At 63.4% G+C, this 11,271-nt stretch carries 9 protein-coding genes; 5 read left to right on the plus strand and 4 right to left on the minus strand.

The genetic code is table 11. From position 1 onward, the window contains the following. Positions 1–234 precede the first annotated feature (234 nt). Positions 235–1,851 carry a response regulator gene (locus tag ACX93L_RS10820; RefSeq protein WP_459404842.1) on the plus strand — a complete coding sequence of 539 codons (1,617 nt, stop codon included), beginning with the start codon at positions 235–237 and terminating at the stop codon, positions 1,849–1,851. Between the two features lie 127 nt (positions 1,852–1,978). Continuing rightward, a complete protein-coding gene (locus ACX93L_RS10825; protein ID WP_169590269.1) occupies positions 1,979–3,340 on the plus strand; it encodes a putative bifunctional diguanylate cyclase/phosphodiesterase in 1,362 nt (453 codons plus the stop codon). Positions 3,341–3,346: 6 nt separating this feature from the next. Here the strand turns inward: ACX93L_RS10825 and ACX93L_RS10830 are convergent, their stop codons facing one another. Beyond that, the gene (locus ACX93L_RS10830; protein WP_459404843.1) at positions 3,347–4,282 is read right to left on the minus strand and encodes a LysR substrate-binding domain-containing protein; all 936 of its coding nucleotides are present in this window, start codon (positions 4,280–4,282) and stop codon (positions 3,347–3,349) included. 97 nt (positions 4,283–4,379) lie between these two features. On the opposite strand from ACX93L_RS10830, the gene ACX93L_RS10835 reads away from it, so the two are divergent. Continuing rightward, on the plus strand, positions 4,380–5,933 hold the full coding sequence (locus ACX93L_RS10835) for a trimethylamine methyltransferase family protein (RefSeq protein ID WP_459404844.1): 1,554 nt from the start codon (positions 4,380–4,382) through the stop codon (positions 5,931–5,933). 22 nt (positions 5,934–5,955) lie between these two features. Here the strand turns inward: ACX93L_RS10835 and ACX93L_RS10840 are convergent, their stop codons facing one another. The 3 genes from ACX93L_RS10840 to ACX93L_RS10850 all read right to left on the minus strand — a co-directional run bounded on the left by ACX93L_RS10840 (position 5,956) and on the right by ACX93L_RS10850 (position 8,743). Next, positions 5,956–6,843: a thermonuclease family protein gene (locus ACX93L_RS10840; protein WP_459404845.1), complete on the minus strand. Its 888-nt coding sequence runs from the start codon at positions 6,841–6,843 to the stop codon at positions 5,956–5,958. A gap of 192 nt (positions 6,844–7,035) precedes the next feature. Continuing rightward, positions 7,036–7,635, minus strand: a complete 600-nt coding sequence (locus ACX93L_RS10845; RefSeq protein WP_459404846.1) for a PRC-barrel domain-containing protein — start codon at positions 7,633–7,635, stop codon at positions 7,036–7,038. Positions 7,636–7,855: 220 nt separating this feature from the next. After that, on the minus strand, positions 7,856–8,743 hold the full coding sequence (locus ACX93L_RS10850; RefSeq protein ID WP_459404847.1) for an SMP-30/gluconolactonase/LRE family protein: 888 nt from the start codon (positions 8,741–8,743) through the stop codon (positions 7,856–7,858). 418 nt (positions 8,744–9,161) lie between these two features. Here ACX93L_RS10850 and ACX93L_RS10855 point away from each other — a divergent pair, with 418 nt between their 5' ends. After that, positions 9,162–9,899, plus strand: coding sequence for a helix-turn-helix transcriptional regulator (locus tag ACX93L_RS10855; protein WP_459404848.1), 738 nt, complete (start codon positions 9,162–9,164; stop codon positions 9,897–9,899). A gap of 16 nt (positions 9,900–9,915) precedes the next feature. Next, a complete protein-coding gene (locus tag ACX93L_RS10860; protein WP_459404849.1) occupies positions 9,916–11,151 on the plus strand; it encodes a CmpA/NrtA family ABC transporter substrate-binding protein in 1,236 nt (411 codons plus the stop codon). Positions 11,152–11,271: the final 120 nt, after the last annotated feature.

The raw sequence follows: 11,271 nt of genomic DNA on the forward strand, positions 1-11,271 counted from the left end.
GGTGCCACCGGCAGGGTTGGGGCGAGCGCTGGAACGTCCCCCATCTGACCCTTCTGCCGCCTCAAGCGAATTCTTCCGGCATGTTTCGGCGTGACGAAATACCTATGGTTTCGACTGTCTGGCGTGCGCCTTTCAGTATTTTGAGGCGGTTGTGTGAAAGAGTTTGCACCAGTTCCTGGTGAAGACAGGCCGAAGGGGAACGACGGAATGGTCAGCGGGGGTGCGGATGCGACAATGCAGACGACCATGCTCGACGCCGTGTCCGAGGCGCTTTCCGTTGCCTTCGTGGTCTACGATCGCAATGACCAGTTGATTTACGCAAGCCGTCTGATCCGCAATTATTTTCCCATTCCTGCACAGTTCCTGAACCCCGGAACCCGCCTGCGCGACTATCTCGGTGCGCTCTACGATGCCGGCTGGCGCGATGCCGCGACCGCGGGCAAGGGCGAGGTCGTCCAGAGCCGCGAGGAATGGATCGCCGAACATATCGCCGCCCACTGGCGCGAGCGCTCCGAAGTCCAGCAGCTCGATGGCCGAAATCGCTGGACACGCTATTCCAAGCGGCGCCTGCCGTCGGGTTTCGGCGTCTGCGTCATCACCGACATCACCGACCAGAAGAAGCGCGAGGAACAGTGGCGCGCCGACATGGAACGGGTGCAGCTCACCGAGGAAATCCTCGACAACCTGCCGCAACCGGTCTTCGTCCAGGATCGCAACCTCGCCATGGTCGCGGTCAACAAGGCCTTCTGCGCCTGGATGGAGATTTCCGCCGACAGCATTCTCGGCGGCACGCTCGCGAGCGCCTTCGCCGACGAGGTCGCGGGCCGCCTTCAGGGCGTCACACGTCATATTCTGGAGACTGGAACCCCGTCCGCCGTCTCCGTCGATCTTCCGGCGGGCGCCGCGGGCATCCGCCGCGTTGTGCTGCGCAGCCAGCGCGTCGGCAAGCCCGGTCGCTATTTCATCGTCACGAGCTTCGATGACGTGGCTGCCGTCGGGAGCGAGACCGCACCCGGTGCCCCGCTTGGTCCTGCGCTCCCGCTGCTTCCCGAAAACGATCCCGTGCGTCCGGCGATCCCCGCTGCCAACATCGGCCGCAAGGCACTGCTGATCACCGGCAACGTCGAATTCGAGAGCAAGGCGCTGAAGACCCTCCAGCGCCTCGGCATCGACGCCTGCGCCGTGCGCGATCCGGGTGAGCAGGAGGCCTTCCTGAGTGTGGCGCGATCTGTCGGCGTGGTGATCGACCTCGTCATCGTCGATACCGACATGGATGTGAAATGCCTGGAGATCGCCGAGACCTTCGGCACCACGACGATCACGCTCGACGGCTTCCAGCTCGACACCGAACTCGCCTTCCTGGTGATGGAGCGGCTTGCCGGTCTCGATCCGGACGGCGCGGCCGACGACTGGGAAATCTCGACGTCCGAACCGCAAGCTCCAACGCCGGTCGCAACGGCGCCTCTGGTGCTGGTCGCCGAGGACAACGAGATCAACCAGATCGTCTTTTCCCAGATCCTCGAGGGACTGGGTTACTCCTATCGTATCGCCGCCGACGGCGAGGAAGTCGTCAAGCTCTGGCTTGAACTTCAGCCGGACATCGTGCTGATGGACATCACGCTGCCGCGGCTGAATGGCTTCGAGGCAAGCCGCCGCATCCGCGAACTGGGCCTGAGCTCGGCCCGCGCAACCCCGATCGTCGGCGTCCTCGTCCAGGCCTTCGAGCGGGATCGCGAAGAATGTTTTGCCGCGGGAATGGATGATGTCATCCTCAAGCCGCTGAGCCCCGATGCAGTGGAAGCCGTGCTCTCCCGCGTCGCCCCGGCGCTGAAGGGCGTCTCCGCCGGCTGACGATCACTGTCAACCCCCTAAATCATGGGCCAGAATCCATAGCCAAGGCTACGGAATTGCTATTATTTTTTTAATGTTTGGCACCCATCCTCGGTAGCATCGAAAGATCTCAATCCAGGATGTGCCCATGGGCTCTGCGGGAACAACATTGCCACCAGTAAGCCAGAACGAGCTTCAGGCAATGGCCTATACCGACCAGCTCACGGGCCTTGGCAATCGCTACCGCCTGCGCGACAAGGTGCGCCTGCTGGCGAGCGAGCGCGCCGCCGATCCCGCGCCCTTCACTGTCGGCATCGTCAACCTCGATGGCTTCAAGCCGATCAATGATCTTTTCGGTTCGGTCGCCGGCGACGAAATCCTCTGCCAGGTCGCTCATCGCCTGAAGGCCTGCGTTCCGGATGGCGCGACCGTGACCCGCCATGACGGGGATGAGTTTGCCATTATCCTGCCGCTGGTCTTCGAGCGCGTCGGTGCCGAGCGCACCGGCCAGATGATCAAGGACGTGCTATCCGCGCCCTACGACCTCGGCGATCGCAACGTCCGTCTTTCCGCCTCGCTCGGCTTTGCCGTCTATCCGTTTGCCGGTGCCGATTTCGAGGAACTGATGAAGAGCGCGGAGACCGCGCTCTATCGCTCCAAGCGCCGCGGTCGCGGCCAGATCACCGTCTACTCCCGCGAAATTGCCCAGGAGATGCGGCGCGCCACCCAGCTTGAGCAGGCGCTGCGCAACGCCATCATCAACGACAATGTCGACGTGCACTTCCAGCCGATCGTTCGCCTGTCCGACAATCGCGTCGTCGGCTTCGAGGCGCTCGCCCGATGGAACGATCCCGATCTCGGTTTCGTTTCTCCCGCCATCTTCGTGCCGCTCGCCGAAGAACGGGGTTTCATCGACATGCTGTCGGAGACCCTGTTGCGCAAGGCGGCTGAGGCGACGCTCGCCTGGCCGCGCGAGCTCTTCCTCTCCTTCAATCTGTCCTCGGCCCAGCTGATGGATCCGCGCACCACGTTCAACACGTTGTCGATCCTCTCCAGCGTCGGTTTCGATCCGCGCCGCCTTGAACTCGAGATCACCGAAACCGCCGTAATGACCTCGGCGGACACCGCCCGCCGCATCATCGACGAACTGCGCGAAGCCGGCATCCGCATCTCGCTCGACGATTTCGGGACGGGCCAGTCCAGCCTCGGGCGTCTGCGCGACTTCACCTTCGACAAGGTCAAGATCGACCGCGCCTTCGTCTCGGCCATCACCACCGACCGTACCTCGGAACACATCATCAAGGCGATCGTGACGATGTGCGAGGGCCTCGATCTGGAAGTGGTCGCGGAAGGCATCGAAACGGCGGCGGAAGCCGAAAAGCTGCGACGTCTCGGCTGCGGCATGGGCCAGGGCTACTATTTCGGCAAGCCGGCGGACGCTGCCGCCACGCTGCGCTACCTCAACGACCATCACCACGAGTTTGCGCTTGTCGAAAGGGCGACGGCCTGAAACGATTCAGCCGGCGGCGCGATTTCCCGCGGCCGGCTTGTCCCCTTGAGACAGCAGCCAGTCCCGCACCCTGGCGGCCGACGGCGTCAGCTCACGGGAGCGCGGCCACACCACATAGAAGGCGTGTCCGGTGTCCAGCGCATGGCCGCCCACCTGGACGAGCTGCCCTGAACGCACCTGTCCCTCGATGAGATGGTTCCAGCCAAGCGCGATGCCTTCACCGGCGAGCACGGCCTGGATGACCAGCACATAGTCGTTGATCGCCAGGCGCCGGCCCTTCGGTGCATAGCCGATGCCGGCGCTGGCGAACCATTCCGGCCAGTTGCACGCCTGCCGCACCGGTTCTTCCAGCCAGATCAGCCGGTGCCGCGTCAGGTCTTCGGGCGTGTCGGCCGGGCCGTTCTGCTCGATGAAGGCGGGGCTCGCGACTGCGCTGATCACCTCCGGTGCCAGCTTGGCGGCGTGATAATGCGGCCAGTTTCCGGGATCGCCGCCGCGCACGCCGAGTGGGATTGCCTCTTCTTCGAGGTCGAGGTCGCGAAAGCTTGTCTGAATCCTGAGATCGATATCGGGCAGGTCTTCACGCAGGCGCGCGAGCCGCGGCAGCATCCACATCGAGGCGAAGGCGGTGGAGGCCGCGAGCGTGACGTTGACCTCGCGGCCCTTCGCCCGGATGTCCTCGGCCGCTCGCCCGATGCGTGAGAGACCGGCCGACACGTCGGAATGAAAACGCTCGCCGACCTCGGTCAGCCGCGCCGCCCGGTGCACCCGGTCGAAGAGCACCACGCCCAGCTGTTCCTCAAGCGCCCGGATCGCGTAGGAGACGGCCGCCTGGGACATCCCCAGTTCCTCCGCCGCGCGGGTGAAATTCTCGTGCCGGCCCGCCGCCTCGAAGACGATCAGGTTGTTGGCCGAGGGCAGCAGGCGGCGGAAACTATTCATAAGCTGAGCTTATCGCATCGCGAGACTTTTTCCAACGTCACAATGTCTCCCATCACCGCTAGCTTCGATCAAAATCAGATTGCAAGGGGAGCGCCGGATGTCGGGAGATCTGCAGGAACTGGAACGCAAGGAACGCCGGACCCGGTCCGCTAGGGCCGGGCGACGGGAGGCCGGAGCAAGTCCTGTCTTGAGGGTGCCCTTCATCCGTCGCAACATCCCGACCTACGACATCCTCTCCGAGGAGAACCTGCTGCGCATCGAGCAGACCGCTGACCGGATTCTGGCGGAAGTGGGCATCGAGTTCCGCGACGACCCGGCGGTGCTCGACCACTGGAGACGGGCGGGTGCCAAGGTCGAGGGCGTACTCGTGCGCTTCGAGCCGGGCATGCTGCGCGAGATCGTGTCGAGCGCGCCGGAGACCTTCGTCCAGCACGCGCGCAATCCGGCAAACAACGTGGAGATCGGCGGCAAGAACGTCGTCTTCTCGCCCGCCTACGGCTCCCCCTTCGTCATGGATCTCGACAAGGGTCGTCGCTACGGCACCATCGAGGATTTTCGCAATCTCATCAAGCTCGCCCAGTCGAGTCCGTGGCTCCATCATTCGGGCGGCACGATCTGTGAACCGGTCGACCTGCCGGTCAACAAGCGCCACCTCGAAATGGTTTACAGCCATATCAAGTATTCCGACCGTGCCTTCATGGGCTCGGTCACCGCGGAGGAGCGGGCAGAGGAATCGATCGAGATGGCCCGGATCCTGTTCGGCGCCGATTTCGTCGACCAGAACTGCGTCATCCTCGGCAACGTCAACGTCAACTCGCCGCTGGTCTGGGACGGCACCATGACCCGGGCGCTTCGAGCCTATGCGCGTGCCAACCAGGCCGCCGTCATCGTTCCCTTCATCCTCGGCGGCGCCATGGGGCCGGTCACCAATGCCGGCGCGATTGCCCAGGCCTATGCCGAGACGTTTGCCGGCTGCGCGTTGACACAGCTGGAGCGCAAGGGCGCGCCGGTGATCTTCGGCAATTTCCTCTCCTCCATGTCGCTCCGCTCCGGCTCGCCCACCTTCGGCACGCCGGAACCGGCGGTCGGTTCCATGGTGATCGGCCAGCTCGCGCGGCGCCTGAAACTGCCGCTCCGATGCGCCGGAAACTTCTCGAATTCCAAGCTGCCCGACGCCCAGGCCATGCAGGAGGGCGTCATGTCGATGCTGTCGGCGGTCCATTGCGGCGCCAACTTCATCCTGCATTCAGCCGGTTTCGTCGATGGCCTGCTGTCGATGTCCTACGAGAAGTTCGTCATGGACACGGATTTCTGCGGGGCATTGCATTCCTACATGGCCGGCGTCGTGATCGACGACAACACGCTCGCCATGGACGCCTTCCAGGAGGTCGGGCCGGGCAGCCATTTTCTCGGATCTGCCCATACCATGCGGAACTACCAGACGGCCTTCTGGGATTCGGCGCTTTCCGACAACGAGCCGTTCGAGAAATGGAGCGCCGCCGGCTCGACCGACATGGCAACCCGCGCCAACAAGCAATGGAAGAAGACGCTCGCCGAATATCAGGCCCCGCCGCTCGACGTCGCCGTGGACGAAGCCTTGCGCGACTACATCGAGCGGACCACCCGCGACAGACCCGACGCCTGGTATTGACTTCGGCAACCTGCGGCCGCCGTCAGCCCTGATCGTTCATCATGGCGGTGAATTCGCCGCCGGGGCGCTCGGGCATCGGGTCGAAGACCAGTTCTTCCGGCCGACGGGTGAGGGCGATCTGATCGCCCTGTTCCGTGACGAATGTATCGAAATGCGTGAAATTCTTGTCGCGCAGATCGAAGACCGGCTCCTGATTGGCCTCGAGCGCTGCCTTGAAGCCGATGATCGTGCCTGCTGCCGCAACATAGGCGGAGGCACGTCGGAAGAGCTTCGGCATCAACACCAGTTGGTCCGTGAGCGTACCGATATTGACGATGGATGAGAGCGTGTTCGTTGCATCGACCGCGTGAACGCCAAGCCCCGCCGCGCGTGCTGCGTCGACGCTCGCAGTCAGATACTCGCGCAGTTCGGCGAAGAGCGTCCAGTAATAGGTGGGATAGGCGAAGCCACGCGACAGAAGATGGATATTGACGCTGTTGTCGAGGTCCCGGGCCTTGGCGAAGATCTCGCTGCCCGTCGCCACCGGTGCCACGTCGGCGAATGCAAACGCGATGACGCGCCCGAATTTGTCCGTCGATCTGGCAAGAATGTAGCCCGGCGATCCGTCATCGGCTGCAATGACGCTCCCGGCATTCGCATCCCACTGAACGTTGCGGATCCCGACGAAGTCCAGCAGTGCGTTGCGGGCCGCATTGGCCAGGTTCAACGGCTGATGGCGGCCTTCGAAATGGGTCTCCAACGCGTCGATCCCTTCAAGGCGGAGAGAGAGATGCCCGCGCTTGTTGATTTCGGGTGGGACGCCATCGAGCAGTCCAAGGTCTGATATCTGATCGGGTGAAAACCGGATCGTATCGCCATCGGGCGAATAGTTCACGCAGAAGAAGCGGCCGGTGAGTATCCTGAAAGGCATCCCGCATACTCGCTCTATCGGAGAAAATCTCGCAATAGGTGTATTTCTATCATCTGCAAGCGGTCAAAGGAAGCGAAACTTCGGTCTGTCGGTCTGTGCGGAAGCCCCGGCGACTGCATGTGTCTGGACACGGGAAAGGGCGGCGCCGAGGCGCCGCCCTTCGAGGACGTCCAACACGTCCCGCGTTCCGGGTTACTTGGTAAACGTCGAAGAGGTGGTGGTGTTGTCGGTCGGCATGACGGCCGGATTGGCGTCGGCCTGCTGCTCCAGCGTCTTGAACTCCGGTGCGGCCTTGAGCGTCTCGGCCGTCTCGACGGTCGTCAGGCGCAGTTCGTCGCCGTCATTGGCGTCACGGGTCACCGTGATCTTGTCCATCGGAACGGCGACGTCCTTTTCGCCGATCCCGAGGAAACCGCCGACGCCGATCACGGCCGCGACGATGCCGCCCTTGTCTTCGATGATCAGGTCGTTGATTTCGCCGATGGACTCGTCAGCAGCGGTGTAGACTGAAGTGCCGATGAACTCGTTGGCACTGAGCTGCGTCTCGCCCTGTTCGGTGAGATACGTTGCGCTGGATGCCGTCGCAGTCGTGCCGTCGGTCGTGGTGGTGGTCGTCGTGCTGCTTGCCGCAGCGTCCGGAGCCTTGTCGGTGGGGACGACAGCCGGTGCTTCGGTGCCGGCGGCAGGCGCGGGCGCTGCCGGAGCGGTGGCTTCCTGGGCATAGGCGAGCGGTGCAATGGCGGTCGAGCCAAGCAGGACGGCGGCAACAAAGGTGTTGAGGGTCTTCTTCATGGTGGGCTACCTTTCCTCTGAGATAGTCATTGCGAATGACGTGGGTCGCTTGCCTTGAGAGGCTTGGCTACCCGCGTCGGTTCGAGAGGAAAATGCCCGGTGCCGATGATCGTTCCCGAACCGCGGCAAGGTTTATTTTTGCCGCAAGAGGGAACATTTTCAGCCTATTAGGATCGCGGTGGTAATCAATGCCTCCGCCGCGGTCCGGTTTCTCAAGTCGTCAGAGGTGGAACGCCGGCTCGATCCGCCCCTTGACCTCGATGCCGAGTTCGAAGGTCGCGCCGGCCAGGTTGTCGGCCTTGCGTCCCGCCGCGTCGAGCCCCTCCCAGCAGGAGGTGACCATCAGCCGGTCCGCGTTTCTGCCGAAGAAGGCGGGGCAGGTGACGCGCCGCGCCGGCATGGCATAGCGTGCAATATGGTTCCCTTGCGCATCATAGCGGTCGAGGCAGCCGCCGTCCCAGCGTGCGTTCCAGATATGGCCGTCGGCGTCGCAGACCGAGCCGTCGAAGACGCCCGGCATGTCGCGGCCGTCGACGAGAACGGAGGCGGGACCGGTCGGCAGGCCGGTGCCCGGATCGACCGGCACGCGCATCAACTGGTTGACCTTGGAGTCGGTGAAATATCCGACCGAACCATCGGGAGAGAAGCAGATCGCGTTCGGAATGCTGACCGCATCGAAGATCCGCGTCACGGTCGTTCCCGCCACGTGGTAGATCGCGCCGGCGCCGGTTGCTGCGGTCTTGCCCATCGTGCCGATCCACAATGTGCCGCTCGGATGCAGCCGGCCGTCGTTGGAGCGGGTCCCGCGGCTCGCCGGCTCCAGCTCTGCGTAAAGGCTGAGGTCGCCGGTCGCCGAATCGCGCAGGAAAATTCCCTGATCGGAGGCGATCAGGTGACGCTTGCCGTCGATCCGGGCGATCACGCTACCCATGAAGGGCAGGGCATGCGAACGCGTCGTTCCGTCTGCGAGGTCGTGTTGCTTCAGGCTCCGCCCCATGATGTCGAACCACCAGAGGCAGTTCGCCACCGGGTCATAGGTCGGTCCCTCGCCGAGCTCCAGGCGCTCCTCGTCGAGAATGCTGCCGGCAAACGAATGTTGTGACGCCATGTCCGCTCCCTGGTCTAGGCCTTTTTGCAGTGCGTAAGGCTGTGAGCCCCTTATTGGCAGGGGTTTACCGTAAAATAAAGTTGGCTGCTGGACTGTTACGCGAATCTGCGGCTATTGTCCCAACCCATGGCAGACCGGATTCGACGGGGATCGGGACTGCCGGCACATTGCAGTCGATAAAGCTCTTCCTTTTCGGTATCGGAAAAAAGACTGGCCGCGGCAAGCCGCGTGGCACGCAGGGGGAAACGCCAGAGGGCGGCTTTAGTTTGACGATTGTCATGCGTGGTCCGAACGTGCTTCAAGAGGGAATATTGCCGGTGTTGCAACCGTTGGCAGAGATTCGTTGAGTGCGGGTTCGGAACGGGGAGAAGAATTTGTCGCTTGCTGATTTTGGGGTCTTGCGAAGAAAATTTATCCGATGAGTGTGAATGAAACTGACGGTGCGGACCGGATTGCCGGTTACGTCGCCGATATCAGCGGGTTCAAGACCCAGTTCGACGTCTTCCGTTTCATGAAGCGGCTGACAGAGAACTATGGTGCGCGCGCATTCATGGTGCTGAACCTTCCTTCTGCGACCTCGCTGGACCTTTCCAGCAGTTCGATCATTACCAACTGGCCCGCGGATCTGCTCTCCGAATTCGACCAGACCGCGCTTTTGCCCACCAGCCCGATCCTCACGCGCCTGCGCACCGCGACTGCGCCCTTCACCTATGACATCGCCCACGTCGCCAAGCAGCGCGACGCGCAGACGACGGAACTCTCTCGTTCCCTGTTCGAGCGCTTCCGCATGCCCCGCGGCGCCTATTTCCCGGTTCACGATGCATCCGGCATGCGCGGCGCCGTCTCCTTCGCCGGCGATCGTGCGCTCTTCACGCCGGCCGAGATGATCGAACTCATGTATCTGTCGGTTCACGTCTACAACCGCCTGGCCGAGATACGCGAACTCGACAACCGCGCCACCGACATGCTGACGGAGCGCGAGATCGATTGCCTGAACTGGACCGCAGCGGGTAAGACCAGCGTCGAGATCGCGGAAATCCTCGGGCTGTCGGAACACACCATCAACCACTATCTCAACCGTGCCACCAAGAAGCTCGATACGGTGAACCGGACGCAGGCGGTCGCCAAGGCGCTGCGGCTCGGGCTCATCAAGTAGGCGCGACCGCCGTCGGATGCCGAACCGACCGCAGATCACCCTCGGCTTCCTTCCGCTGCTCGACAGCGCCATCCTGGTGGTCGCCGTCGAAAGAGGCTTCGCCAGCGACGAGAACCTTGATCTGAGGCTGGTGCGCGAGGCATCGTGGACGCAGGTGCGAGACCGCGTCCTCATGGGCCAGTTTGCCGGCGCGCAGATGCCCGGTCCGTTGCTCGTAGGATCCAATCTCGGACTTGCGCCGCTCGCCGTGCCGATGGTCGCGCCGATGGCGCTCGGGCTCGGCGGCAACGCGATCGTCATCGCTGGCCCCATCCACGACGAGATGAAGGAAGTCGGCCTTTCCGATGACCTCGATCCGGCACAAGCGGGAGCAGCACTTGCCGCGGTCGTGCGTCGGCGGCGAGCGATCGGATCGCCGAGACTGCGCCTCGCCGTCGGCCACCGCCTCTCCGGCGCCAATCTTGCCTTGCGTTACTGGCTGGCCGCCAGCGGCATCCACCCGATCGGCGATGTCGAGACCATTTCCGGTGAACCGGCGCCGGTGCCGGTCGCGCTGTCAAACGGTGCGATCGACGGCTGCTGCGTCGGCGAGCCATGGGCGAGCCTCGCTGTGGAGCGCGGGCAGGCCTGCATCGTTACCACGACCTCGGCGATATGGCGGTCCGGCCCGGACAAGGTTCTGGGCTTGTCGGGGCCTTGGGTCGAGGCAAATCCTCTTCTGCTGCAGGCCCTGCTGCGCGCGCTCTACAGGGCCGCGCAATGGTGCGCCAATCCCGCCAACATCGAGGAACTGGCCGGCATACTCGCCGCCCGGCAATATCTCGATGTGCGGGGGGAACTGCTGCTGCCGGGCCTGACCGGCATCCTGGGTGTCGAAGCGGGCCGCGTGGTGGCCACGACCGATTTCGTCCAGTTCGAGAAGAATGCCGCGACCTTTCCCTGGCAGAGCCACGCCCTGTGGTTCTACAGCCAGATGGTGCGCTGGGGCGATTGCGCCCACCATCCGCTCCATGTGGCGATCGCCCGCGACAGCTACCGCCCCGATCTCTATCGCAAGGCCCTGAAGCCTGTCTTCGCGCCCATGCCGGGCGCCAACCTCAAGGTCGAGGGCGCCTTGCCGGAAGCCCGTGACGTCGGCGCCGCCAATGACCGGATGGTCCTCGGGCCGGACGGCTTCTTCGATCGCGGCCTCTTCGATCCGGATCGTCTCGATGACTACATTGCCGGGCAGTTGCCAACCTCCATTGCCTGATTTTTGCGCGCCGCCTGCTGCGCCGCACAAAACGAAGGCAGGGAGAATGACCGTCGAAAAGCATCCGAAGCGGCTTGTTTTGCGTTAAGTCTTTGAAAATAGGCTATAATTAGCTGCGGC

It is taken from the genome of Rhizobium sp. CAU 1783 (assembly GCF_054551725.1).